The sequence below is a fragment of the Desulfovibrio gilichinskyi genome (genome assembly GCF_900177375.1).
Lineage (GTDB): Bacteria > Desulfobacterota > Desulfovibrionia > Desulfovibrionales > Desulfovibrionaceae > Maridesulfovibrio > Maridesulfovibrio gilichinskyi.
Genome location: NZ_FWZU01000009.1, coordinates 1 through 26,765, shown reverse-complemented (window position 1 = coordinate 26,765; position 26,765 = coordinate 1). Strand labels below are relative to the sequence as shown.

The 26,765-nt window shown below is 38.1% G+C and carries 19 protein-coding genes; 5 read left to right on the top strand and 14 right to left on the bottom strand.

Annotation, left to right across the window (positions count from 1 at the left end):
- Positions 1–752 precede the first annotated feature (752 nt).
- From B9N78_RS17620 to B9N78_RS17585, 9 genes are all read right to left on the bottom strand, one after another.
- Positions 753–2,762, bottom strand: a complete 2,010-nt coding sequence (locus tag B9N78_RS17620; protein ID WP_342743624.1) for an AAA family ATPase — start codon at positions 2,760–2,762, stop codon at positions 753–755.
- Positions 2,763–2,791: 29 nt separating this feature from the next.
- Positions 2,792–3,163 carry an AAA family ATPase gene (locus tag B9N78_RS18485; RefSeq protein WP_212637035.1) on the bottom strand — a complete coding sequence of 124 codons (372 nt, stop codon included), beginning with the start codon at positions 3,161–3,163 and terminating at the stop codon, positions 2,792–2,794.
- 15 nt (positions 3,164–3,178) lie between these two features.
- The gene (locus B9N78_RS17615; RefSeq protein WP_085104754.1) at positions 3,179–6,262 is read right to left on the bottom strand and encodes a type III restriction-modification system endonuclease; all 3,084 of its coding nucleotides are present in this window, start codon (positions 6,260–6,262) and stop codon (positions 3,179–3,181) included.
- On the bottom strand, positions 6,246–7,463 hold the full coding sequence (locus tag B9N78_RS17610; protein ID WP_085104752.1) for a PDDEXK nuclease domain-containing protein: 1,218 nt from the start codon (positions 7,461–7,463) through the stop codon (positions 6,246–6,248). Before B9N78_RS17610 ends, B9N78_RS17615 begins: the two co-directional genes overlap by 17 nt.
- Positions 7,460–9,331 carry a site-specific DNA-methyltransferase gene (locus B9N78_RS17605; protein WP_085104750.1) on the bottom strand — a complete coding sequence of 624 codons (1,872 nt, stop codon included), beginning with the start codon at positions 9,329–9,331 and terminating at the stop codon, positions 7,460–7,462. Before B9N78_RS17605 ends, B9N78_RS17610 begins: the two co-directional genes overlap by 4 nt.
- Before the next feature lie 184 nt (positions 9,332–9,515).
- Complete coding sequence (locus B9N78_RS17600; protein WP_085104748.1) at positions 9,516–10,175, bottom strand: DUF4391 domain-containing protein; 660 nt, start codon at positions 10,173–10,175, stop codon at positions 9,516–9,518.
- A gap of 6 nt (positions 10,176–10,181) precedes the next feature.
- Entirely contained in the window at positions 10,182–13,445 is a 3,264-nt protein-coding gene (locus B9N78_RS17595; protein ID WP_085104746.1) for a helicase-related protein, read from the bottom strand.
- A 103-nt stretch (positions 13,446–13,548) separates the two neighbouring features.
- The gene (locus B9N78_RS17590; protein ID WP_085104744.1) at positions 13,549–14,874 is read right to left on the bottom strand and encodes an McrC family protein; all 1,326 of its coding nucleotides are present in this window, start codon (positions 14,872–14,874) and stop codon (positions 13,549–13,551) included.
- On the bottom strand, positions 14,867–17,158 hold the full coding sequence (locus tag B9N78_RS17585; protein ID WP_085104742.1) for an AAA family ATPase: 2,292 nt from the start codon (positions 17,156–17,158) through the stop codon (positions 14,867–14,869). The genes B9N78_RS17590 and B9N78_RS17585 overlap by 8 nt, the downstream gene beginning before the upstream one ends.
- A gap of 303 nt (positions 17,159–17,461) precedes the next feature.
- Here B9N78_RS17585 and B9N78_RS17580 point away from each other — a divergent pair, with 303 nt between their 5' ends.
- Together B9N78_RS17580 and B9N78_RS17575 are read left to right on the top strand one after the other, a co-directional pair.
- Complete coding sequence (locus B9N78_RS17580; protein WP_085104740.1) at positions 17,462–21,028, top strand: AAA domain-containing protein; 3,567 nt, start codon at positions 17,462–17,464, stop codon at positions 21,026–21,028.
- 44 nt (positions 21,029–21,072) lie between these two features.
- Positions 21,073–21,705, top strand: coding sequence for a potassium channel family protein (locus B9N78_RS17575; RefSeq protein WP_085104738.1), 633 nt, complete (start codon positions 21,073–21,075; stop codon positions 21,703–21,705).
- Positions 21,706–21,840: 135 nt separating this feature from the next.
- On the opposite strand, the gene B9N78_RS18230 is transcribed toward B9N78_RS17575, so the two are convergent.
- Positions 21,841–21,990, bottom strand: a complete 150-nt coding sequence (locus B9N78_RS18230; RefSeq protein ID WP_170921464.1) for a hypothetical protein — start codon at positions 21,988–21,990, stop codon at positions 21,841–21,843.
- Positions 21,991–22,323: 333 nt separating this feature from the next.
- Complete coding sequence (locus B9N78_RS17570; RefSeq protein ID WP_085104736.1) at positions 22,324–22,725, bottom strand: helix-turn-helix domain-containing protein; 402 nt, start codon at positions 22,723–22,725, stop codon at positions 22,324–22,326.
- Positions 22,726–22,846: 121 nt separating this feature from the next.
- Between B9N78_RS17570 and B9N78_RS17565 the strand changes: the two genes are divergently transcribed.
- From B9N78_RS17565 to B9N78_RS17555, 3 genes are all read left to right on the top strand, one after another.
- Entirely contained in the window at positions 22,847–23,125 is a 279-nt protein-coding gene (locus B9N78_RS17565) for a helix-turn-helix domain-containing protein (protein ID WP_085104734.1), read from the top strand.
- 80 nt (positions 23,126–23,205) lie between these two features.
- Positions 23,206–23,646: a phage regulatory CII family protein gene (locus B9N78_RS17560; protein ID WP_085104732.1), complete on the top strand. Its 441-nt coding sequence runs from the start codon at positions 23,206–23,208 to the stop codon at positions 23,644–23,646.
- 39 nt (positions 23,647–23,685) lie between these two features.
- Positions 23,686–23,916, top strand: a complete 231-nt coding sequence (locus B9N78_RS17555; RefSeq protein WP_085104730.1) for a hypothetical protein — start codon at positions 23,686–23,688, stop codon at positions 23,914–23,916.
- Here the strand turns inward: B9N78_RS17555 and B9N78_RS17550 are convergent.
- From B9N78_RS17550 to B9N78_RS17545, 3 genes are all read right to left on the bottom strand, one after another.
- The gene (locus B9N78_RS17550; protein WP_085104729.1) at positions 23,913–25,100 is read right to left on the bottom strand and encodes a tyrosine-type recombinase/integrase; all 1,188 of its coding nucleotides are present in this window, start codon (positions 25,098–25,100) and stop codon (positions 23,913–23,915) included. The genes B9N78_RS17555 and B9N78_RS17550 overlap by 4 nt on opposite strands.
- A gap of 251 nt (positions 25,101–25,351) precedes the next feature.
- Entirely contained in the window at positions 25,352–25,480 is a 129-nt protein-coding gene (locus tag B9N78_RS18480) for a hypothetical protein (RefSeq protein ID WP_281248198.1), read from the bottom strand.
- Positions 25,481–25,483: 3 nt separating this feature from the next.
- Positions 25,484–26,374: a lipase family protein gene (locus B9N78_RS17545; protein ID WP_085104727.1), complete on the bottom strand. Its 891-nt coding sequence runs from the start codon at positions 26,372–26,374 to the stop codon at positions 25,484–25,486.
- Between the last annotated feature and the right edge of the window lie 391 nt (positions 26,375–26,765).

Genomic DNA, 26,765 nt, shown 5'->3' with positions numbered 1-26,765 from the left:
TGCCCTGTTTGTGGAGCTCTCGTATTTTATTATAAGTCTCCATGTGGTGGCACGGTCTTATTCGATGAACTGGGACCGCCTTGGCCAAAACATCCGTGTTCAATACAGCCTTCTGAATTTAATAAAAAACCTTTTCCTGTTAGTACACTCGAAAGATGCACCAGCAAAGAATCATGGTCTTCGGAAGGCTGGGAGCCTTTTATTGATATTAAATGCGATAAAAGAGTCCAGTATTATAGTTTAACAGGATTTTTCAAAAACCGTGAAGTTAGCTTTTGTGTTCCGCAAAACATTGTGGGGGAATTCAGTCATGAAGAGCTCAAAAAAGGACTGTGATTTATAAAACCAGTAAAGACTACTCTGTACAAAGTTGCTATTAATTGTGGCTTTAACGACATAGAAATAGGTGTTGACACGACCTACACCGGTCCCCATGACAAAACCAAAAACCGTTTTTTTGAACAAAGTCTTAAAGTCGCGCATATTAAAAATATTACTTTAAAAACAACATGCCTATCTTGCGGAAAAAAAGTTAACTACAGTGAAAAAAAATTAAAAAAACTATTCACAGAATCAACAAAAATTCATGTAATTTTTAGTACATTAAAAAAGCGACAATGCTCCAAATGTAAAAAATGCAATTTAAAAGTTAATTTTTAAAAAAACGATCAAATAATAAAAAGTAGCCTAAGATGATAACATACTTCTAGGATTCTTAAATATAAACACATATAGTTATATAAACCAACGTTCTAAAACAAGTCATCTTTTACACCAATACTTTGAAGCAAAGCCGAATACTGATCAGGGTCTTCTTGAATTTTTGTGATAATCTGCCGAGCTACGGTAATCATTTCTGGAACGTCAACAGGTGAAGCTCCACGTTCAAAAACCCCACATAAATGTGAATATTCATTATTTACGCGATCCATAAAAAGAGTAGGAAGCCTATCGTCTCCAAAAAATTTCAACAGCTTATCATCTCCTTCTACTCCGTTAGGATATTTATAGTAGAGATAAATTTCCAAAAACTTTCTAGCGTTATTCCCAAAGTTATAAAAATCTTGAAAATTACTATCGCTTACAGATTCAACAACTGCACAGTTATAAATTTTATGAAATAGATAATTAAATTCAGTGACATACCTCTTTAAATAACCTGGCATTGGTGACAATATACTAGAATTTCCCCAGCGTTCAATCAGGAAGAATTCCCGTATTTTTATTCTATTGGGTTTCTTTCCTTGATAATCCTGCGAAATTCTTTTTAAATATTTCAAAAAATCAAGACTATGAGTAGATATAAACAACTGCTTGTAGTTTTTGGACTTAACAATTTCAGAATTAATCAAAATGTACACAAAAAAAATGTGATTTGCATCCAGACTGGAGATGGGATCGTCCACCCAGATGATGGGATGGTTACCCTTAGTTTCAATATCCTCAAGTTTTGCCATAAAATAACAAAAAGCAATCAGACTACATTCCCCCTCGCTCAGGTGAAACGCTTTTTTGTTGTTACGCGTTATTTCAAATCTATACCCAGAAGACGCATCCTCAGAAGTATCTTCAATAGCCTTAAGAGAAAGAGATTGGTGTCCGAAAAAACTGTTTAAATAATAGTTTACTCGATCGGCACCTTTACTTTCATCTTTTAATTGAGCTTTAAGTTCATTAATTTTTCCCCGCTTAACATTCATTTCTGTTTGACCGATACTCTTGTTTGTCTCCGCCTTATCTTTTGCCTTTTTTAGCTCCTCAAGAGTTATACACTCATCGGCATATTTTATATCTGTAACGAATTTAAAAACATCATGAAGGCGGAGAGCGATGCGAGCTTCTGACTGCTTTTTCCCTAACTCTGAAGTAATAAGATCCGACTCCTTTCTCATCTCTTCGTAGGAATCTCGAATCGCGTTCAAATCTTGTTCAATTGATATCGTATTATCAAATATTAACGGCGTAAAAATATCTTTTTTGCGTTTTTCAAGCTGAAGCTTCATAGAATCAAAAGTCGCACAGTAAGTAGCAGAACAGGTCGCAAATTGTTCTAACAGTCTATTCAGCCCATCAGCAAAACTGGTATAAAAAAATGTGTTCCTGATCTTAAGTAGGTTGGGAGCTCGCCTTTTTTCGTTTTCAATAGCTAAAAGAACTTCATCAATTTCATTATCCAACTCTTTTGATTCTTGGTTAAAATGTTTATCTAATTTACCCCAAAGTCCTTCCCAATGCTCGGCGGGGTGTACGCTACCACAAAAAGCACATTGATCTCTTTCGCCTTCATGATACTTTCGTCCCGAATCAATCCATTTTGCGAGATCAATGTCCTCTAACCATTCTTGAACTTGATCAGATGCCTGTATCTTTTTTTCGACTAATTCCTTGGCCTTTAAAGCGATATCTGAATATTTAAGTTTAAAAGCTGCAGATTCTTTGATCTCATCTTTAGGTTCTTCTTTAAGAAGATCATGGTATTTATTGGCCTCATCATCAGAAAGAGGGATATATGAATCCTTGTTTACTGCAGCAATATCCGTTTCCAGCTTTGGCGTATTATAATTAGCAGAACCGTAAATTTTATTATGTTTAATTCCAGTGCCGTCTTTGACGGCCTTATCTCGCAGCTTACCCTTTAACTCTTTAGACTTATTATCATATGCTTTTTTCGCACATTCAAAAGTATTTTTTGTGACAATAAATTGACCGGCCAATCCTGATTTTTTATCTTCACTTCCAAGTTCAACCTCAATTTTTCCAATATCTTCCTCAAGTTTAGCATTATCCTCACCTAAAATAGCAAATGAACTGATGGCCTGAGTTCATCAACAATGAAACGAAGATTATCTTTCACAAAATCTTCGTTAAAAACACGAACAACATGATCATGCCCGTTCAACGAATCTTGTGTAACACTGCTGCCATCATCAAAGCTTAACTGAAATTGGGGAGAATTATATTTGTCCGAAATCGAACCTGTTTCTAAAGCTCGAATTATTCGTGACAAAGTCGTCTTGCCCGAATAATTGCGCCCATACAAAATATTGATCTCTTTAAACTCAGCAATGTTATTGCCATCATCTCTCACAGATGATGCCCAACAGAAATCTTGGAAGACCGCCATACTTTTTATCGTATCAATTCTCTTTATCGCCCCACTCATATCAGCTCCCGGTATTTATCGAATACCGACTACATCCATTAATTTGCTGTAACTATTCACGACATCATACTTTACGTTTTTAGGATTAATTGTCCGATTAATTTCCTCAAAAAACTTGCGGGCGCATTTGATTCTTGTTTTCTCTATTTCCCGTAATTCCATAGTGGACATTGAACCTTTCGTTTCAGCCACAAAGTAGACATGCTTTACAGCCCCTTCCTTAAATGAAATAGCCCAGTCTGGGTTATAATTTCCTACAGGGGTTGGAATTGAAAAACCATTAGGCAATTTTGCGTAAACAACAACTTCTTTACTGGTATCCAGCTCATTTACAAAATCTCGCTCTACCTTAGAATCAGTTATAGCGTAATCATAAATGTGATGTTTAAGCGGAGTTCCAGCTTTGCTGAAATCCTGGTTACTTTGTCCGAGAGTAAAAATGTCCATATCATGAGTTTCAGAAGTAGCATCATAGCTTAACCGTTCAATAACTGCGGTTGCCTTTTGTTCGCGGATGAGCCGGGTGGACTCCGCAATAAAACTTTCAGGATTAACTTTGAATAAATCAAAAACTGGCTTTCTGATTTTGCCCAAAATATTTGCCACAGTTCCTCTGGTCAGTTGCGCATTTTCAGAGATTTTACCAATCAAGTCATACTTTACAGCAGAATGAATAGACTTCGTATTTTGTTCCGTTGCCGTTTCACTAATTTTGAAACTTTCACCTGATTTAATTTTATCAGAGCTAACTTCCTCAATCTGTTCCCCCTTCTGTATGACATACTGCAAAGGAGCAACTTGTAGAGTTTCATTCAAAACATTTACGCACTTATCCACCAATTCAGAACTGTCAAAATGAACACTGTACACAGCTTTTCGGTTAATCCTGTTCCAAAGCTCTTTAAACTCTTTTTTATCAAAATTAGCATTCAAAGAATTTGTTTTAGGAGCTCGACCATTTTCTGGTTGCGGCACCCCTGCATCACTGAAAACACTATCTATTAATTGGAAAATTTGATCGCTAAATGGCTGCAAATCTTCGGGTAAATGGGCAAACTCGTTGCGGTTCACTGAATCACGGTATTTCTGCGAAATTTGTTTTTTACGGTCAACATAACCATTTTGAATCAAATAAAATTCAATACCTTCTGCCATATCTTGCGTCACTTCAACCTCGCCTGAAGGGGTTAGCATGATTTTACCGGTGAAGTATTTTATATCAGCAACACGTGGTCTTTCCGAAAGAGAATCGCTAATATCTTTTTGTAGTGCAGTTACAAAATCCTTATAGCTTTCACTAGCCACAACCGTCAGGACGTTGGTTTGATGCACTGTCTCCGGCGCATCCTGTCTCTCACCAAACTGATTGACTGCAATACGAAGTCCGCGCCCAACTTCTTGCCGGCGAGAAATAGTATTATCACTATGCTTGAGGGTACAGATGACAAATACATTTGGATTATCCCAACCTTCTCGAAGGGCAGAATGGGAAAAAATAAATCGCGTTGGCTCTGGAAAAGACAAAAGCCTTTCTTTATCCTTAAGTATTAAATCATATGCGCTTTTATCTGTACTTTCATTTTTCTCGACCTTCGAAGCTTTTAAAGCATCAACCATTTTTCCGTTATTATCTTTAGAAAAATAGCCCTTATGAGTGCTTTCTACGAAAATATTATCAAGATATTCTTTATAGTCATCGCGCATCAACAAATCACATTTTAATTCTGCAACCGCCTCTGCGTATTCCTCCTCAAAAACTTTCGCATATTCGCCACCTTCATGCCCTGCCTCAGTGTATAATCTATACTTTGCTACTTCATCGATAAAAAATAGCGTTAGAACCTTAATCCCTTGTTGGAAAAGAACTTGCTCTTTTTCCAAATGGGCTCTGATAGCTTCCCTTATCTGGATACGACGACGCATTGCTTCATCGACATCACCGGTAGCTTCTCCCGCATACAATTTATGCCCGTTTGTGAATTCAACCATATCTGTAATGGCATCAATGTCAGCTATAACAAAATCCTTATACTGTTCAAGGCCGCCTGAAATATCATGGAGGTTGCTTCCTTTGACCAATCGCTGCATCGACCGCTTAATTCCGGAGTTGTGCTTTATCTCCACGTCAATTCTGGCAACAGGAGTTTGCTTGGAAATTTCAATCGACTCCAAATAGAGATAGGCATTTGTTCCAGGCAGTCCTTTTACAGAGATACCACGAACAGAAATCTTTTTTACAAGCTTTTGATTATAAGCATCCAAAGCATCCAGACGGTGAATCCTATTGTGCTGGGCCTTATGTGTAGCGGAGTAGCGAAGAACAAAAAGTGGAGCGAACTCTTTTAGTGAATCTAAAGTCTTTTCCCCTCCCATCTTTTGAGGTTCATCAAGGATTAAAATGGGTTTGTTGGCTTTAATTACATCAATAGGTTTGCGACTCTGAAAACCATCCAGCTCTTCATAAATGCGGCGATTATCTTTTCCGCGAGCATTAAATGCCTGCACATTAATCACCATCACGTTAATTCCAGCATCTGAAGAATAACTTTCGAGCTTCTCTAGTTGTTTAGAATCATAAATAAAGAATTTAGCTTTTTTGTGGTAGCTTTCTTGAAAGTGATCTGCTGTGATATCAAAAGATTTGAGCACACCTTCACGGATAGCAATACTTGGAACGACTATAATAAATTTGGTCCAGCCGAACCTTTTATTCATCTCAAAAATAGTTTTAATATAGCAGTATGTCTTTCCGGTTCCGGTTTCCATTTCGATATCTAAATGATATTTGCAAATGGCCAGAGCTTTTTTGGTATATGCAGGATCTATCTTTAGCGCATTTTTCTTTAAGGTTTTAAACTCCTTTAAAGAATTACTCTGTGGCAAATTTTGAGAACGCTGAACAGCTTGAATATTTTCCAAAAACTGGTTTTCAGTTAAGACTAAATCATCATTTTTAAATCCTGTTTCACCGATATCAAGCTGATGCCCAGGGTCAATCCGGTAATTCAATCCCATAGCGTAAGGTTGCCCTTTAAAGCAATCTACAACGGCTTCTACTGCCCGCGTCTGGTAAGCCTGTTTTTTAAATTTCAACTTCATGATGAGCCTCCCAGTCCTGCTGTGCTTCTTCCAGTTGTTTTTTCAGTTCTTCTTTGGAAGGAAGATAAAGCTGATACTGTGATGCATAAATATTGGATTCTTTCGGTAATGTGAGTTCAACTAATCCGTCGCTCTTACTATGACAAAGTAAAATTCCAATAGTTGGTTTTTCATCAGCAAGCTTCACATGGCGATCAAAATAATTCACGTACATCTGCATCTGTCCCAAGTCTTGATGAGTCAATCTTTCACGTTTTAAGTCAATCACGACATAACAACGCAATAGGCGATTGTAGAACACCAAATCAACATAGAAATGATCGTCATCAAAGGTAAACCTCTTCTGCCGGGCTTCAAAAAGAAATCCTTTTCCCAGCTCTAAGAGAAAATGCTCGATCTTATTAATAATTGCTGTTTCCAAATCATGTTCGGAATAACTAAAATTTTCTTCTAGTCCTAAAAATTCCAACACATATGGACTTTTTAAAACATCTTTAGGAGAGCTTACAAGCTGGCCTTCTTCTGAAAGCTCTCTAACTTTTTCTTTATCTCTACTCAAAGCTAATCTCTCATAAAAACTAGAATTGATTTGCCGCTTCAGCTCTCGGAGACTCCAGCTATTTTCAATTGCTTCAATTTCATAAAATTTTCGTTCATCGCTGGATTTAATAGTCAAAAGCACAACATAGTGGGACCAGCTTAAATGGAAACTCATTGATAATGTTTGCCAAAGATTACAACCATCAACCCCATCTATAGAAAACAACCCATACAAAGTTTGGGTTGTTTGAGATTTAGCAGACTCTGTCTGTTGAATCTTTTCTGAAGAGCTAAGAGATGTAACAGACAGCGTCTGTTGAATCTTTGCATAGGCCTGATAAAATTCTCTGAATTTTCGTAAATTGGTAGGGGACATACCCTTAATACCTAATTTAACAAGTCTTTCAGATAAAGACTCAATCAATCTCTTTCCATACAAATCAGCCCGTTCTGCACCACCGTTTTCAAATTCCACAATATACCAGCCGAACAACCAATTGCGCACGACCAACGCAATATCAACGGAACGCGCGACCTGACTCTGCATAGCGGATTGAGTTTTCTCAAACAGCCCAACCACATCATCAAAGCCAACTTTCATAATTGTTTTATTTTCTGTGGTGTTACCCGGTTTATTATTTTCATGCTTTTCGAGGGTCATATAGTCTTCACTTCTGTATGGGGCGACATAAGTTTAAAAATCTGCTCCACATTAATCTTAACGCTATCACCTTTAAAACCAGAATCACGGAACACAATTCGTAAAGGTTTATATTCCGCCAACTCCTTGCAAAAGTCTTCGGTAATTTCGCCATTATTCGCAAAGCATGCTGCTAAAGAATTTTCATCCACAAAAAACACGTCCAGCCCGGCAACAATTTCTTTTTTAATCGGCAGAGAAAGATCAACACCCCAATCAAGAAGCACCTGAAAAAGTAAGTCTTCCTCGCTACGTCCAGCTTTAATGTTGTCAGTCATTGCTGCAATTAAATCTTGCCTCATTGCATCAGGAGAATAATAGACATCAGCCATATTGCTGCTGTCTACTTTCAAAACACGAAAGCCAATATCAAGATCAGTTGCGTCTGGATTTTCGTCTTTTATCTTTGCTCCGGCACGGCGAATACGTTCTTTGGAAATTTCGGCAATTGTTTCATAACCAGCTTTAAAAGCTTCAGATTTTTCATCACACTCTTCGGGGAGCTGGACCATAACGAATTTACGGTTGCCCTTGTCTTCTGCGTTTAGTTGCATAACAGCTTGAGCAGTTACACTAGAGCCTGCAAAAAAATCAAGAATAAGATCGTCGCCATTACAAACTTGAGGAATAAGAACCGTTAATAATGAAAGAGGTTTCGAATAGTCAAAAATATTACCTCCCAGAACTTGCTGTATCTGCCTTGTCGCTTCTGTGTTTAGCCCAACTTTGTCACTCATCAATGTTGAAAACGGATTGTGCGTACTTTTAAGTTCATTTTTAAACCGCTTTTGCATTGGCCTTCTGGATATATCTTCTGGAAAAATGACTCTACCTTCTGCAATCATTTTCTCCATTGATTTTGGGATAAAAGCCCAAACTCGATTAGGATTGTATGGGTAAATGCTTCCAGTTGAAGGGTCTACTAAATTGTAAGCTTGATTCGGACGCATTGATGCGGTCATTCCAACAGTTAAATTGTCCGGAATCCATGGACCTCGGGGGTCATTATCTGGGTTTGAATATTTTTTAAAATCTTTCTCGTTACCAGTAAAACCTTCCAACTGTCCTTTTTGGTAGCAAATGACATAGTCTTGATCTGATGACACATTATTATCAGCCATTGCAGAAGAAACTCGCCTTTTCCAAACGAATTCAGCTATAAAATTAGTTATCCCAAAAATTTCATCACAAATTTTACGCAAATTATGCACTTCATTATCATCAATACTAATAAAAATGGCCCCATCATCTTTCAGTAAATTCTTAGCAAGCTTAAGCCGTGAATACATCATACTCAGCCAATCAGAATGAAACCGCCCATTGCTTTCCGTATTGGCAATTAAGTGATTACCTTCTTCATCTTTTTGTTCAGATTCAAGCAAATATTCTTCAGCAGATTCTGTAAAATTGTCGCTATATATGAAATCCTTCCCAGTATTATACGGAGGGTCAATATAGATCATTTTTACCTTGCCGAGATAGTTCTCCTGCAAAAGCTTAAGAGCATCAAGGTTGTCTCCCTCAATGAACAAATTCTCAGTGGTATCAAAATTAACACTCTCATCACGACAAGGGCGTAGCGTTTTGGCAATAGGGGCATTGGCGGCAAGCAAAGCTTCACGCTTGCCCGGCCAATTGAGTTGATACCGCTCTTTCGGACCTTCAACGATAGAATCTGAAAGCTCTTGGCGAAGTAGATCAAAATCAATGGACTTTTTTATACTACCATCTTTAGATCGAGACTCAGTTATGCAATTAGGGAACTGCAGAGCAATCTTTGAAATATTATCATCTATCAGATCGGGGGTATGCATTTTTAGTTTATCCATTTATATATATTCCTATTAGATTAGGCCGTTATCATATTTTTATTTCAAATATATTGAAAGATATTCTAGTCGTCCTGAATTTTCTAGTTCTGTCTCTTTTCCATCAATTATATTTATAACTATTAAAGCAACATAGCTTTCGTTAAAAAAAACTCTCAACAATGTTCATCACTGAACCAAAATACTACTCAAGTCCCCGAATCTGCTGCTCCAGAACTTTCAATTCAGAATTAAGCTCTACTTTGCGATTAAACTGCTTTTCTTTTCTTATCCGAGACTCAAGCTTACTAGCGTCTCGCTTTATACTCCGCAACTGATCCATTCGCAAAAAAAGTTTATTTATAGGCTCATTTTTACGAGCAGGTAAGGGGATAATGTTTTTAAGAAGAGCATGATAAAGAGCACCCATGTTCAGCACAACGGGGAATTCTTTACGCTCGGAACCGTCATTAATCCATTCTGTTTCGCTATACCCGCTAACAACCCATTTGCTTCTATCAACTTCACTAGGACGCTTATAAGCCGCGACATACTTACTTTTATTCCCATATCCTAAGAAAAAAAAAAGAGGTGAAGGTATGGCCTTATCAATGGTTTCCAAAACTTCATAATTTAGTTTTTCAGTCCTGAGGGCAACCGTGAAAATTTGTATCTCCTGCACGCTCTCACTTGCCGGCAAATTTATCGTTTCAGGAGCCAATTTATAGGACCATGTGATTTTCTCAACTTCTCGCACAAACATTTTTTGAACTTTTGAACTAACGCCTGCAAGTTTGTATATCTTGCTTTTGGGAAGAGGGCTTCCAAAGAAAGTTTGCTTAGGGAAATTATATAAAAAAGCCATGTTTATCTACCCTGCAACAACTAAAAAGGAAATTATTTCAAAATCATCAAGCCCCTGTATTGTATCAAGAAGTGCGCTGGTCTTCGTACCTGAAAAAAGGCTATCAATATCAGTATCTTCTTTAACTTCAACAATAGATTGAATAGCTTGCCCTAACAGATCGGAATAATGCTTCATATCCCGACCATCATTTGTATTGTCATTAAAAATTTTGCAAGCTTTAAAAATTGGAGAATCTAATCCTTTGCAGCCATTCCTGACCATATCCAATATTTTCTTAACTTGAGTATGCTCAGTAAAAATTTCACCGTCATTACTGATATATACGAGATAATATGGGTGTAGCCTATTATGCTGATTAATATTTACAGCACTGCTGCGGTTACGCAGAGTAAAAATAACTCCAGGACGCAATCCTTTTTCCGGGGCTGCCGAAATCACAGCATGTAAACCATTAGGAAGGTGGGCAAGATCCCTTTTATCTTTCATATAATTCAACAAATCCATCCGAAAATCATTGAGACCTAAATCAGTGATGTTTACACCTGTTTTTAAATCTTCAAGCTCGATAACTTCATCCTGCAATCGGCGTAGCTGCTCTTTCCGATATCCAACATCATTTGCCTGCGCAGAAAGAACATTGTCATCACCTGTTCCTGTGAGGTCGACAATATGCATTCTGTTTTCCACACGCTCTTTCAGATTAATATATTCATCTAATGAGATATCAGGCCAGTAATTCACTAGCTGAATAAATTCGTTTGAAGAACCAATTCGGTCAACTCGTCCAAAACGTTGAATAACACGAACGGGATTCCAATGTATGTCATAGTTAATAAGGTAGTCACAGTCCTGCAAATTCTGCCCTTCAGAAATACAGTCCGTACCAATTAACAAATCAATTTCACCGGGTTCATCCGGAAAAATCAAATCCTTCTCTTTGGAACGAGGAGAAAATAAAGTTAGAATTGACTGGAAATCATATCCCTTTTTCAAAGAATTTTTAGGGCTGTTCTTGCCTGTAACAAGTCCTGAATGGATACCCTCTTTAGCCATTTGCTTAGATAAATTTTCGTAAAGATAGTTGGCGGTATCTGCAAAAGCAGTAAAAATTATTATTTTTTTGTTACCCGCATTTATTGGATTTTCAATTTTATTCTTGATGTGTGTTTTAATATGTTGAAGCTTTGAATCATCTTCAACCGTTACCTTTCTCATCTCGCCCAGCAAGGCTGATATGACATGAATATCTGCACTCAAATCATGTTCCCAAGACAGAAGATCCATATCAGCAAGGTTAACCTGAACCTTCCCCCCGATCAAAAACTCTTCTAGATCCGCAATATCTTCATCGTCACTCTCAACTGAACCGAACTGTTCAGCTAAACTAATTTTTGCCGAATCTGATTTTGATTTCTTAAATTGTTCAATCTTATCCAGCATATCAATATGCTTTTCTTCCAAAGACCCAAGAGTAAGCCGAAAAGACTCTACAGAACTTTCAAGACGCTTAAGCAAGTTTGTTGTCATAAGCGACTGAAGACTTGTTTCTCGATCCACCTGACGCAACTTTCCTTTACCCCCATCAACGGCAGTATCATATAATTCTTCGTATTTTTTTAGCCGGCTCGGCAAAATGTAACTGACAGGCGCATAGACTGAAAGTTTCAGTAAAGACAGTTGAGCATAGATCTCATTAAAACTTGGAATGTTTGGAAGATCCGTCAAGGGGCTACGAAACGACAAAGGCTTACACCTCACGGGAAAATTGCCGATATCAGTAGTGTCATAAAAAGTCTCTATATGTTTCCTGGAACGAGCAATTGTAACTTTATCAAGGAGCTCGAAAAAATCAAAATCCAAAGCGTTTAAAATAGCACTGGCAGTGCGTTCTTCACAAGGAAGCTTTGACCAGCTATTAAAGGCAGTCTGAGCCTGTCTAAAAATTTCTTCAATCCCTTTTTTTACATTAATTTTGTCACTGAGTTTTTCAGACTCACCTTCGTAGGCAAGCGCAAGCTGATTTCTAAGATCATTGAATTTGTTATTTACGGGGGTAGCAGACAGCATCAAAACTTTAGTTTTTACACCATCCCGAATAACGGAATCCATTAATTTTTTATATCTGGTTTCTTTCTCTTTATAAGTGTCATTGTTACGAAAATTATGAGACTCATCTATTACGACAAGATCATAATTCCCCCAATTAACCTTATTCAACGGAATACCAAAAGATTCCCCACTTGTTCGCTGTAAATCCGTATGACACAAAACATCATAGCTAAAACGATCTTTAGCAAAGATATTTGTTTTAAGATTACTATTATAATTCAGCCAGTTGTCAGCCAATTTTTTAGGACAAAGAACCAATACGGAGCGATTTCTAAGCTCGTAATATTTGATAACGGCAAGGGCGGTAAAGGTTTTACCAAGACCAACACTGTCGGCAAGAATACACCCATTATAACTTTCAAGTTTATTGATGATTCCAGTGGCCGCATCACTTTGAAAATTAAAAAGTTTATTCCAAACAACACTATCTTTATACCCAGTCAAATCATTAGGCAAAACGTCTTCATTCAAGTCTTCAAGAAACTCATTAAAGATATTGTAAAGCATCAAAAAATATACTTTTTCAGGAGAGTTTTCCTGATAAACAGATTCTATATGTGCGCAAATACTCTCGGTAACATTCTTAAGCTGCCCACTATCGTTCCATATCTGATCAAAAAGATGAATATAAGTTGCTGTAAGCGGTGCTTCATCGATTTTATTTATAAGATTAGAAACAGCATCACCTTGCTGGTAACCAAGGTCTACAGCCGTAAAACCATGCAATGGCATATAAGTTACATCAGTATGTCCTGTCTCTAAACAAGCAAATTGCTGCATTGGGGACTTTGTAGCATTTGAACGAAAGGTGGCTTTACGCCGTATCCAGTCCGCACACTCCTTCGCAATTGCACGCTGAGTAAGCTTATTTTTCAACTGAAGTTCAAACTCACTTCCATATAAGTTCTTTTCTCGTTGCAACTTCGGTATATGAAATTCTCTGCGCTCCCTCGACATTTTGTCCGCAACATCATTTGGAACAAAGGCTGGAGCAGTGAAAATAAACTCAAGAGAGTCAATTTTATCTAATTCCTTTTTTAAAGCTTCATAGCCATAAATAGAAAAACAAGTCGCCGCAATTTTCAACTTTACACCAGGCTCAAGTGTTTGCTTTAAGTCATCGCCCCAGAGAGAGTTTATATTATCTAGTATTTGCATATGGTGCTTTTTTTATAAATATTAAAAAATTAAATAAATGAGAATTTTTCAACATGGAACTTTGAAAATTTCTATACCAATAGCAAAGGATAAATAGGACAAACTACAAAAAACATGGAAACGCACTCTCCCACTCTCCTTTCACTAGTTCCCTTTTTTCAAGATCAAAAGGAACCGCCCATAGAGTAAGGTTCTCATCAAATTCAAATTTAGGTAGTGGTGAAGAAAACGATGCATAGCTTGGATAAATCAACATAATTTCACCATGACCTTCCAGGTAGGTGTGCCCATAAGCAAACATCTGATAAAAATCAGCTTGACTCAGATTATACTTATCCTTGCCATTATCCTTGCTTACATCCAACAACTTCCACTTTGCATCAAGCACAGCTTTATATGATTCTGACGTTACAAATAAGTCAGGCTTAAGTTGAAACCATTCTTGCTTACGCGCTCCTTCGGGCCGATGCTTAACCATATGGCAGTACTGTGGTTGTGGAGATAATAACATATCTGCTGCAAGGGAAGGACGCAAAGAACTTTCAACATAGGATTCAAACAAACGCTCCATAGGAAAAAGTAATGCTATGCCTTGGAAGTCACCTGCCTGAAAATTTGGATTCATTTTTTTAATAATCAGTTCGCACCAAGGCTTAACAGCAGAATAATACTGCATCAATTTACCATGCTGCCAAAAAACGAATTCCTGAACAGGATTTGAAGAAGGTTCTAACTCGATAAGTTGATGGCTCAACGCATTGGCAAGACGCCAGTTCTCTGAACTTTTGGATAGAACAAGCACAATATCAAGAGCACTTTTCAAAATATGATTCTCAACCCTGTTCGAATTGAAAACATCATGCCTAACATTAAACCACCCCGCTTTATCTGGAGTTTGTCTACTCTGTTTTGCAATATCTAATTGTCCTCGGATAAAACGAGTCTCTTCCTCCACTCGATGGTAGTCGCAACACAAACCTCGCCGAACAAGACTTGTTAATTCTATAAGAAATTGAGTAATTATCCATTCATGTAGTGGAGTATTCATACATTTGAGGCTAGCCATATCAGTTTCACGAGGCTTAATATTTAACGCCTCCTTCAACATATTTTGAAGAAGATGACGATCTTTGACAACATCCTCTTCGCATGGAGATGTGCGTCTTGTTTTGGGAAGAACTTCAATAGTTTGTCCTGTTGGGCTTTGCAAAAACCCAACATAACTATTGACGCTGATTGAGTTTGCATTGGCAAAACTAAAAGGTTTTGTACTACTTCTCCATTGTTGATTCAATTTAGCCAACCAACCAAACGTTTCAGGGGTAACAACCCCATAATCCATGCTTTGAGAAAAAGAATTATCAGTCGTTAACGTCGCATACTCACGCACCTTAATTCCTGCAGGAACATTAGAAAGATTTTCACTCATCCTCACCAGCCCCTAATATTCCCCGATAAGCTTCTGGATTATTAAAAGCACCATCATTAATTCTATAACGCCGATCACTTAGTTGTTTGCTTATTTCTGCCCCAAACAATGTTAAAAGGGATTCTTGTCCACCGCGGGTAACAAAACAGGCATCAGATTCTTTATTTTGGTCATTCAGAACCCAGCGGATACGTTCCCAATCATCGAAAAAATATTCTTGGAGAAGTGGAATTATTTTGTGCTTAAATATACCAGCCAAAGCCGACTCTAACTCATCCACATCAGAATCTTTTAGAGTAATAAAATAACTATGACCGATCATATACTCCCTGCCAAGCAATGCTTCTATACGCTGGTTAATTATATCAAGTAGTTCTGATATAGACACGCCATGAACATATATTTCATCTAAAAGTTCAGGGATAGGAGCCATTTCTATAAAATTAAACCTCCGGCGTAACGCAAGATCCATTTGAGCTAATGATCTGTCAGCACTATTCATGGTACCAAGAATAAAGACATTGTCAGGAACGGAAAAGATACGCTTTGAATAGGGCAACATAGTACTCAAAGCATTTTCAGCTCCTTTTCGTTTATCAGGTTCTAAAAGAGTAATTAATTCACCAAAAATCCTTGAAATATTACCACGATTTATCTCATCTATAATTACAACATAAGGGAGATCTTCTTGCTCTGAATCAATTTGTGGAGCCAACAATATTGCTAATTTTTCAAGATCAATACTATGTGGACGCAATTCATAGATGGACTGTTGTGATAATGACTTTTTGAATAACTGCTCCTTAGGCAAGCTTGGTTCATAAATCCTAAGCCATTTAACTCCTCTTTTTTGCTGATAACCAACCCGCTCATCCGTCTCTAATAGTTTATAGTCCTCCATAACTTCAGCAATTGCTCTAAATTTATAATTTCCATCTGAAACAACAATCAAATCACCCTTCTGCACCGAATTTACAAAAATATTTACCGAAGTAGTTTCATAATCATTTGCAGAGATTTTATCATTAATATGAGATTCAAGTTTAGCTTGTACAGCATGTCGTGACTTACAGGCAGCAAAATCTATATCCCTTCCATAACCCAAAAGGACATAATTATTTTCCAAGCATTCTTGATAGTATACGTCTTCATCGAAAAGAGTATTTCCCAGTGACATCTTCCAAATCTGACGACCTTCGAGGTCAATTTCATCTTCGGATTGATAAATTACTTTTGCTTCAGCTGAATTACAAATTTTATAGAAAACTCCATCCATAACCTCATAGCTCAGCCCTTCTTTTCCACTCTCAGTGGTAGCTCTAATCCCCTCAATAAAGTCCTCATATGCAAAACTTTGATGAAATGTTGTGAAAACAACGCGATTTTGCTCCACAAGCTCATCATAGCGTTCTTTAACAGCTTCAAAAAAATCACTCCAAGCCAGCTCATTGTATTTCTCACTATACCAATCATTATCAGCAATCTTTACAGCAATAGCCGCAGTAGCAAATGTCTTGCCTGTCCCAGGAGGGCCGCATAAAATTTGATTCAATTCTAAGACTGATTCAGGATTAAAAACATCAAACTCTTCAAGAGCATCATAGTTTAAATCTATTCCTTCATCTTCTTCATCAGTCTCATCTTGCATTTCTTCCCATGCAATATATGACAATTCATAGAACGGTCTATCATCATTTTGTTTTAAATCTCTAAGCAAAGCCTGATAGCTAATAAAATCATTGGGGACGCTATACCTATTATCTTCTAACCAAGGTCTTGTTTGTTTATCAACCGGAAAATATTTTTCTGGAAAAGCCCAAAACAAAGCTTGAGTCATTTTAGCCATTCCATTTTGTGGAACATTCAAAGCTCTAGTAAACTGATCTTCTGTTAGTGCCCCCTTTTTTGCAGCATTAAAAGCAGCCCAGAGCGAAGAAATCATCCAATTTTCGCGTTTATCGACAAAAGGGAATAGCATAGCATTCATCCGCATGGCATTGGGAACTCCGTCAAAATCTTCTGGAATAGTATTGATAAAACCTTGACTATTAATAAGAGCCCCTAAAAAATTCTTCCTTTTCGAATATCCAAACCTAAGAATTGCAGCAAAAAAACTAAATGGATCAATTTCACTAAGTGAAATAGTTTTCCCCAATGAATCCTTATCATTAATATTCTCAATTCCAATATCACGCAAAATAGTAACCAACTCTTCTTGCCTATCGGAATATCCCGAAATCCAATCCGTTATTTCTTTAAAAAGTGGAACCCAAGAATAAGCCATGTTATCTCCATAGGATATATATTTAAAATGTATATAATATTTATAAATAACTACTACGTTCTAAGCACTTTCAAGAATAGAGAAGATACATATGTCCAATCTTTTAATATTGCTTCCCACTCTTTCTAAATGCACATTCAACCCAAAATCATAACATTGACTTAATCCTTAACTTAACGCAAAAAGAAAGACAATATCATATGGTAATTATAGGAAAAGGACAGGCTAAATAAACATTTCCCGCGCTAGCTTTTCTGCCCTTCAGATAACCGGAAAAATTGAACCCCAAATACACACAAAATTATGACTGACAATATTACTAAATATACTAAATACTTTCAGGATACACTTGAAGATGAACTCATTACCGCCAGTGCTGTCAAAGGAGAATTCAAATTTGAACTTTCTCTTGATGAATTGCGCAGCGGTAAACTGACTGAAGTAAACACAAAGAAATTATTTCAGAAAAAGCCAAAGAATACTTCTCTAATAGGTATTACCATTGCACCTGTACAGCTTCAGCGCAAAATAAACAGAGCTAACAGTTACTCAAATGCACCGGCAACTATCATCCCAATGCAAGTTCCTTGCAGACTAACTAAGGATGGATACCTTTCTCCTAACAAGTTTAGAATGCCATGGTTGGTCCGAGACTATCTAAAACCTATTGTATCATCTTCAGAGTACACATTGGCCCACACAGATGATGTAGAAGATTATTTTGCACGCAACCGCAAAGATTTTAACTCGCTACCATGGAATGAGCTTTACAATTTTTTCATGACTGCACTGGAAGAACTGACGGGAATATCAAGAGGTGGAAATCTAAATATTTCAGGAATAGATTATGCTGTTGTTGCAAAGCCCTATGTTAACCCTAATGAAACACAAAGCGGGGCGGCAGCAAATATAAAACGTCTTTATGATAAGCTGTTAAACTCTAAAGACTTTCCTCCACTATATTCTTCACTTTTCAATACTTCCGCACAGAATCGCCCCTTGCTATCACTTGAAGAAGAATCTCACATTTCTGAGGAACACCATTTAGGACAAATGAGCAACAGTTTCGGCCTTAGCCCAAGCCAACGACAGACAATTCATCATTTTTTTTCAACTCACGAAGGAGAAGTTTTAGCCGTAAATGGCCCGCCAGGAACAGGTAAAACCACACTGCTGCAAAGTGCCATTGCATCATTATGGATAAAATCAATTTTGGATGCCCCTGATGGAAAAGCGATTCCTCCAATCATTGTGGCTACCTCCTCCAACAATCAGGCTGTAACTAATGTTATTCGGGACTTCGGAACAATCATGAAACCCGAGTCCGAAAACATACTAGAACGGAGGTGGTTACCCGAAGAAATTAAGAGCCTTGGTACATATGCTTTATCTGAAGGAAAATACAATAAACCAGGTAGCGACCTCAATGACTCATATCTTTCTATTGCAATAAAATATGTAGACAGCCATTATAGATTAGTAGGTTACTTTACTCACATAGAAGAAAAAGATTTTCTAGACAAAGGGTATAAAACTTTTATTAAAGCGTATACTCAGTACAGTGGACGCATTCCGAAGCAGACTTCTAAGAAACAAACTTTGCAAACAATACAATCTCGCTTACGCGAGAAGATTTTAGATAAATCGGGAGAAATGACAAAACTTATAGAACTCTGGAGAATATGCGTAAAAGACTGCAACTCTCTTCCAGAGTTGAAGAAAGATATTATCGAAATAGGTAATTATATTTCCGAAACGGAACAAGTTCTTACCGAACACCAAAAAACAGCTCAAGCAACGGCTACCTATTTGAATATCGTAAAAAATCAAATACAACTTGCAGCTGAGGAATTAACATCAGAACCTTTTTGGTACGGCATGCTTGGCTTCCTATCTTTTATAAAAACTAAAAAAAGAGCGAAGGCAAACGCATTTCTGATTAAAAATGACATTTCGTTTGAAAAACATCCCGAAAATTTTCAGGAAGTGTATGATAACCTGACTGCGAAATTAAGTGAAGTGCAGCAAACTTATGCTATCGACATGAACCTCGTCAGCGCAACTGAAAATAGAGTTACAGACTCCCGTAGAAAAAAATGTGAGCTGAATGCACGCCTTGATGAAATCAATACAAATATTTCCCTATTTGAATCTAAACTTCCAGAAGGCATGACTCCCGCTTTTGATCGGGATGGTCTGTACGCACTTCTTGAGCGTATCGACACAAAGCACCGCTTTGAAATATTCCTACTTGCAGTGCACTACTATGAGGCAAGATGGCTTGAGGAAGCACTCGGAAGTGTACAAAGTGATAAACCGCTGGACACAAAGGATCGATTAAAGCGGATATCAATGCTCACGCCCTGCATTGTTTCAACATTATTCATGACACCAAAGTTTTTTAGTTCCTATGGGCAACCATTATATGAATTCATTGACTTGCTCATTTTAGATGAGGCTGGACAATCCAGTTCTGATAAAGCTGCTGCTGTTTTTGCGCTAGCGAAGAAAGCTCTCGTTGTTGGAGATATTCATCAAATCGAGCCGGTATTTGGCATCACAGAAGCAATAGATCGCGGCAACTTATTACATAATAAGATCATCTCAAGTAGAAATGAAGATCTCCCCAAGCACCTTGCGGCTTCATGTAGCAATGCTATGCTCATGGCCCAACAGGTGACCCCCTACCAATGCATGATTGCAGGAGAGCCAGTAAAAGAACGTGGCATGCACCTTCTTGAACACCGCAGATGCCATAAAACCATTATCAGCTACTGCAAAGAACTCGCATATCCACATATGAAAACGCTTACCTGTCATGAGCCTGATGATTTTTATCTATTCCCACAGCTTGGATATGCGCATATTCCGTCCACAGGACAAAAGCGTAATGGTAGTTGGTATAATCCCTATGAAGCCCAAAATATTTCGCAATGGATGGCGAACAATCGCAGCAAAATTCTAGAACGGTATCAAGCTAATGCCCTATCAGATGTTTTGGCCATTGTGACCCCGTTCACTATGCAGGCAACGACACTGCGAAAATATGTGCAAGACATGCTCCCTTCCGAAGAAGCAAAGAGTATGACCATTGGAACAGTTCACAAGCTACAAGGAGCTGAGAAACCGATAATACTGTTCTCTCCTGTATATGGCCCCGGCAATGTTTCAACGCCGTTCTTTGATAGAGGCTTGAATATGCTAAACGTCGCAGTCTCGCGCGCAAAGCACTCTTTCCTTGTCTTCGGTAACATGAGTATGTTTCAGCCTGGTGATTGTAAGCCTTCCATGATTCTAGGAAAGCATTTAAATTTCACCAAAGGTCTAAATGAATTAGAAGGATTCAAGCTCGTAGAACGCCAAACAAATGGTCCTGTTCAACATTTGACAACCTTAGAACAGCATCAAGATATTCTTTCACAGGCCTTCACGACTGCTCAGAAAGAACTGCTCATAGTATCACCTTTCTTGAGCCAGAAAGCTCTGCAAGCAGACAGTATTTTATCTAAAATTAAAGAAGCCACACAGCGCGGAGTAAGTATAAAAATATATGCAGACGAGATGCTTGCACTATCCGGCGCACAGTACAAAAAAGAAAGACTAGAAAAAGTATCTGAACTCCTTAGCCAAGCTGGAGCAAAACTCCATTTCGCCAGGGGGTTACACAACAAGACACTCATTATCGATAATCACACACTCGTTGAAGGTTCTTTCAACTGGCTCTCTGCCCGCCGAGATAAATTAGCGAGATTGGAACATTCAATTTTATATAGGGATGATAGTGTGACGGACATTCTAGAAGAAATAAAGGAAAGTTTACAATTACTTAGCAATAAGTATATTTCACAACCGTCTAAGCCCTGTATATAATATAATCATGACCATAATACAAACAAGGAAGACCTCAAACGACCATGAACTTACTGAAATTATTTTATCTTTTATCCCCCACATGGGTTTTAGCTGACTACCTTAAAAGGCACCTTAATAGAACAAGAGTCATTACGAATCTTAACACTTTTTATACTGTAATCTCAGTAGTAAGCACTGCCACAGCCCTTATATATCAAGCTACTTGGCAAAACCAGCCCAACAACTCTCTATATAATTCGTTACCCATACATGCGATTATCATATGGTCCTATTTTTTAATTTCAAGATGTAATGAAATTTTTTGGGCATTTCTTAGAGATGCCTTTGATACTATAAACGACTGCTACATTCAAAACAGTAAGCTAACAGCTCAAGACCGTATAAGATTATCTTTAAAAAGTTACCTAGAACTAATTTTTAATTTTTCATTACTTTATGCACTCCTTCCTGCAAACAAAACATATTGGAACAAAAATGATCTGACAGAAATATTTGACTTTATCTACTTTAGTGGAGTTACAATAACAACGCTTGGATATGGTGATATAAGCCCTGTTCATTGGTATCCTAAGTTACTAACTATATATGAAGTATTTTGCGGATTTATACTCTTAATCGTTTGCTTTACAATCTACACAGGAAAAATTGGCCCTACTACAGATAATTCTAACTAGGTAAAAGCATACTTCTATTTATTTGGACCATTGGTGCCTTAAATACAGCCTGAGAAGCGTGCCCCTTGCACAGTTACCTAGTAACCCTGTTTTTCATTAAAGCAAGGTTACTAGGTAAACTAAAACCAATTAGCATTACCCCTTACGACATTCTTTGCAATGACTCTGATTTGTTATTCCTTCATTTTTGGTTCTATAACCAAATTTATCTTCTAATTCTTTTTGCGTCTTTGCAACTTTACCACATTTTGGACATTTATGTGGAAGATCAATTTTACCACTCATGAACATCTCCATTTGATATCTATTTTTAAAAAATACAAGAACTCATACACCTGCCAACCAGAATTACATATTTTTCCCCCACCCACTCCTTTACTCCATACAATTAGAAACAATTGTCAGCACTATTTATGTGTTATTTAATAGCGCACATAACTATATCCATACCAGTTACAAATCACTTCAGGTATCATTTTGATTACGAATCTTCCCTATTACAAATGAACCATATTCTTAAACTCAACCCAAAAAAACAATAACAAAAATCACACCGTTTTCAGTCAAAAAAATTGACCCACATACCTTTAAAGTATGCAGGCCAATCAGATTTACGTTCTATCCATTCGCGGCTTGATCGGCATCGGTTCTGGATTGTTGTGTTTTTTCGGCCAGAATTTCGCCTTCAATGACGGCTTTCATAGCCTCCAGTTTGGCAAAACTTGTGGCCTTATCCATTGATTTTTCAACGACAAGCAGCTTTTGTGTAACTAAAGGCAGACTCTGCTCTATGGACTCTTCTGAATCACGAAACATCTTACCCTCTCCAGTCAAAAGCCATGTTCCATCGACTCCAAATTTCTTGCATACATTCGCCAAGAAAATAGCCTTAGGAACACCCTTTCCATTGAAGTAGTTATCAAAGGTAGCGACAGAAACCTCTACATCCTTACAAAACTTAGATTTTGTAAGACCTAGGTTATCTTTAACAGCTAGAAATCTTTGAACAATATCTGACATTAAAATTAATACCGTATTTTTGTGTAAAAATTAGTTGACTAACACATAAAATTTACATTATTTCTAAACTCAACAGCACACAGTTAATAAACAAAACCTTCAACTGATTGAGGTTACATTGATGATTAACCAAACTAGCGATTCAGCGCAAGCCCCCTTTACTGCTGAAACTATCCCAACACACTTCTTGAGGCGTGCATGGATGGAAAATATTGGGCTTACAAATGTGAAGCTTGCAAAACGATTTGACCTAACTCCAGCCAGAGTTTCCTCGATTATCCGTGGTGGAGAATGTCCCCAAAAATATATTGATATCCTCCGTAAGGAATACGAAATGCCTGAAGATCTTCTTCCTGACCGTAGCATAGAAAAACCCGGACCTAAGCCTAAGACTAAATAAATATAAACAGCCGAATGTAGAATACGTTCTCTTTGGTTCATGGTCACGTTAATAGCGGCGTAAATTTCAGGAGTAATCACATGAGCTTCATAGATATAGTTCGGAAAATGGTTCTTGATTCAGATATCGGAGCTCGTGCTGTAGCGGAGATGGTTAGCAAAAAATATCATGTTCTCATGAATGAATTGAACTCTGAGAATACTAGTCACAAGCTTGGAGCAGACCTTCTTGAACCATTGATGAAGGCTTGCCGTTCAGATGCTCCTATGCACCATCTTGCCGCAAGTATGGGCGGACTTTTCATAAGAATACCTAAAGAGAACTGCTCCAACACAAGTCTTGTTAAAGCCGTTAAAGAATTCGGCGAACTCATAGCTGTCTACGGACAGACAATTGAAGACGGAAAACTAAGTAGCAATGATAAAAAGAAAATCCGTAAAGAAGGCCAAGAAGCTTTGACAGCAATTCAAGAACTTCTATGCGGATTAGATGGAACTGCTGAGCATAATTCTCATGTTTAGTGTGCAACAACAGAAACTAGCTTCTAATGGAGTAGCCACATGACAAAAGAAGAACTCAAGGAACACCTGTTAAACACATTACCCCCAGTTCTTTGCAGACAGGGTGTAGAAAAATATACAGGTGGACTCATCAAGGCCCAAACAATGCGCAGGATGGATTGCCAAGGAACTGGACCTTTAGAAGGACGATTTAAACGTAATCGTAAAGTTTTCTACACCCGCGAACCGTTTGTTGACTGGTTCATAGAGGAATCTAGCCCGCTGGTTTAAACCAGCAGTTGAGCCGCATTCCGGCACTGATCATCATGAGTATGAGTGTAGCGCATAGTGGTCTGAATAGTAGCATGGCCCATCATTTTTTGAACAACAGGAAGAGGAACACCCTTGGCGACAAGACGGGAAGCAAAAGTATGACGAAAACAATGAGCACAAAAACGCAACCGGCGATCAGTAACGCCTTCATTCCATCCAAGAGGCTTCATCAGAGTTGCGAAGTTTTCTCCGATTTCTTTCCGCATATCACCAGAAGGACTGGGAAACAACAAGGACTCCATATTGAGCAGATCGGGGATTCTAGTTGCCAGCATCGGCAGTATTTTTTCAGTGATGTACGCAACTCTGCTTCTTCCGGACTTGGGTCCATCGTCAGCACCGGATTCTCCTTTAATAATGATTCTGTTCTCAACAAGATCGATGTCCTGTCTGGTAAGAGCAAAAATTTCTCCCATCCGCATACCAGTATAAAGACTGAGCAAGCAGATATCATGGCAATCAAGGTATCTCCTTTGAATAGCCATCTCAAAAAAAGCAATTTCCTCGTCAAGAGAACAATAGCGGAGCCTTTGGTTATTGAGTCTGGGAAACTTAACTCCCTTAACCGGATTAGCTCCGTTCAGCCATCCTCTTTGAATGGAGTAATTACAGATTTGCCGAGCAAGGGCGAGACATTGCACAACCGTTGCTTTAGAAAGTCCCTTCCCAGCCACGGTGCTCTTAAGAACTTCGATATGCTGAAAGGTCAGATAATCAAGGCTGATTTTTCCAATGACCGGCGCGAGGTGAAGTTTGAAGCGGGTGCGGTCATGCTTCCAACTCTTCTTATTGTTTCTGGCGTACTCTTCAATGTATGTTTCCCCTGCTTCGGAGAAAGGTTTACGAGCCTTGCTGGCAACGATTTTAACTCTCTGCTCTTCGGCTTTGATCTCTCTGAATTCTCCGAGAGATTGCGGACCGACACCGAGCTTGATATTCGCAGTGACTTCGGATCTGATCTTATGAGCTTTGGCCGGAGACCATCCCTGCGATGCCCAACCTAGACCTTCTTCACGCAATTTACCGTTGACCTTATATCTGATCACAAAGTACTTATCGAGAAGCACTCCATGCCTGCGTGTTTTATGACTGCGAAATCTAACTCCGATATACTTAGTAGCTTCAAAACTATTACTGCTCATATCTGTCCCACTCCTGTTCCACTTTTATTTAATACACCTACAGACTTTACTGGCTGTGTAGACAGGACTTTAACCGATGAATCGTTTGTATTCAAAGCGGTTATGGACATTAATGAATAAATGACAAAATCATTTTCTACGGACTTAAAATCCCTCGGACTTCGGTCTGTACGAGTTCAAGTCTCGTTCTGGGTACCACGGTTAAATCAAGGGTTTACATGCAATTTAACGATTGCTTGTGGACCCTTTTTTTATGGTCTGTCCCACTTTTGTGCCTCAATAGAGCCACCTATTGTCAATAAAATGCCACCCCAAACAACTGCGACAGCTCTAACTGCCGCACTCTTTTTAAGTTCACCCAAAAACTTTTTACCGCTCATATCTCAATTCCCCCTGGCCATTTTCTCCAGATGTTCACGCAAAATAGCCCCTTTAAGATACTTTGTTGCTGAATGACGCCAAGCGCCCCAACTATTCTCTTTAATATCGACAATCACTTTATTTCCGTTCTTTTTAAAATCATCTGAAAGTCGAGCATCTAACTTTGAAACGAGATCACCTGAATCATAAATATTAACCCAATCGCCCTTCACTTTTCCCGGAAAACCATTTTCACGATTCCACGACAATTTATCTTGAACTTCATCGATCCCAAGAGGACTACCAAAAGTCATAAAACTATCAATTTCAGGGCAATCTAGAGACTCACAAGTCAACACATCATAAGCAATAATTGACCCTTGACTATGCCCAACTAGCACAACCCGGCCATCTGATTTTGCATTATTAAGAGCAGAAACAACCCGACTTCTAATTGTCTTCCGAACCCCTCCAACATTAAACAAATAATCATGAACCTCTTTTAATAATCTTTTAATAATTATCTTTTTAACAACCCACGGCAACGGAATACGTTTATACCCCTCCACACCACTTTTGACTGTAACGGCATCAAAAGTATCTTCGTCAGTGATTGGAAAATGCTCTAACATTTTCTGTGTCCACGGATCATCGTCTAGCTCTAAATTAGAAGACAAACCATCAGAAAAATCATCACTAGTACTTTCATAGTCACCTGGAGACAAAGGTGTATCATAAAACAAATCAGCCCAATAAATAAAAGTGCTTTTCACGCCAGCAGCAGCCAAATCAAAGCCTGAGCTGTCTTCGCGAAGTTCTGAAAGAGCCTCGAGCCAGATGCGTTTTAGTTCATTAGGAGCAGGCTTATTTGAAATACCATGAATAAAAATTACATGAGAAATTGGTGACATCATTGATACCTCATTTTTTGGGTGGAATTAGATCTACTGTAACAATAAAATTACATAAAAAAACTTCCAATACACCACACTCCCATACGCGCACCTTTCAATGATACCTCATATAACAACGCAACACAAACGCTGAATATATAATTATGAACAACCCAATATGAGTAATGTGAACTGCTCTATAGATGACGGACACAACCCGAGAGGTTAAGGTCAGCTCATGCAGGAGAAACGCTCATGAGTAATCAAAAGTATTCAGAAGAATTTAAGAAGTCTGCCGTTAAACTAATTATTAATCTTGATCCTGCTATAGATTTGCGGACACACGGTTAAGTAACTATCCTGACTTTTACAGGAGAAGTAAATGACCAAGCCCAAACGTCGAACTTATGAT

Bases quoted from the DNA above. Each gene is read 5' to 3' on its own strand.
- B9N78_RS17560 (WP_085104732.1), top strand. From the start codon at position 23,206: ATGAGCTTCATAGATATAGTTCGGAAAATGGTTCTTGATTCAGATATC.
- B9N78_RS18230 (WP_170921464.1), bottom strand. From the start codon at position 21,990: ATGAGTGGTAAAATTGATCTTCCACATAAATGTCCAAAATGTGGTAAA.
- B9N78_RS17570 (WP_085104736.1), bottom strand. From the start codon at position 22,725: ATGTCAGATATTGTTCAAAGATTTCTAGCTGTTAAAGATAACCTAGGT.
- B9N78_RS17615 (WP_085104754.1), bottom strand. From the start codon at position 6,262: ATGAAGTTGAAATTTAAAAAACAGGCTTACCAGACGCGGGCAGTAGAA.
- B9N78_RS17610 (WP_085104752.1), bottom strand. From the start codon at position 7,463: ATGACCCTCGAAAAGCATGAAAATAATAAACCGGGTAACACCACAGAA.
- B9N78_RS17605 (WP_085104750.1), bottom strand. From the start codon at position 9,331: ATGGATAAACTAAAAATGCATACCCCCGATCTGATAGATGATAATATT.
- B9N78_RS17555 (WP_085104730.1), top strand. From the start codon at position 23,686: ATGACAAAAGAAGAACTCAAGGAACACCTGTTAAACACATTACCCCCA.
- B9N78_RS17585 (WP_085104742.1), bottom strand. From the start codon at position 17,158: ATGGCTTATTCTTGGGTTCCACTTTTTAAAGAAATAACGGATTGGATT.
- B9N78_RS17550 (WP_085104729.1), bottom strand. From the start codon at position 25,100: ATGAGCAGTAATAGTTTTGAAGCTACTAAGTATATCGGAGTTAGATTT.
- B9N78_RS17575 (WP_085104738.1), top strand. From the start codon at position 21,073: ATGAACTTACTGAAATTATTTTATCTTTTATCCCCCACATGGGTTTTA.
- B9N78_RS18485 (WP_212637035.1), bottom strand. From the start codon at position 3,163: ATGAGTGGGGCGATAAAGAGAATTGATACGATAAAAAGTATGGCGGTC.
- B9N78_RS17600 (WP_085104748.1), bottom strand. From the start codon at position 10,175: ATGGCTTTTTTATATAATTTCCCTAAGCAAACTTTCTTTGGAAGCCCT.
- B9N78_RS17565 (WP_085104734.1), top strand. From the start codon at position 22,847: ATGATTAACCAAACTAGCGATTCAGCGCAAGCCCCCTTTACTGCTGAA.
- B9N78_RS17590 (WP_085104744.1), bottom strand. From the start codon at position 14,874: ATGAGTGAAAATCTTTCTAATGTTCCTGCAGGAATTAAGGTGCGTGAG.
- B9N78_RS17595 (WP_085104746.1), bottom strand. From the start codon at position 13,445: ATGCAAATACTAGATAATATAAACTCTCTCTGGGGCGATGACTTAAAG.
- B9N78_RS18480 (WP_281248198.1), bottom strand. From the start codon at position 25,480: ATGAGCGGTAAAAAGTTTTTGGGTGAACTTAAAAAGAGTGCGGCAGTT.
- B9N78_RS17580 (WP_085104740.1), top strand. From the start codon at position 17,462: ATGACTGACAATATTACTAAATATACTAAATACTTTCAGGATACACTT.
- B9N78_RS17545 (WP_085104727.1), bottom strand. From the start codon at position 26,374: ATGATGTCACCAATTTCTCATGTAATTTTTATTCATGGTATTTCAAAT.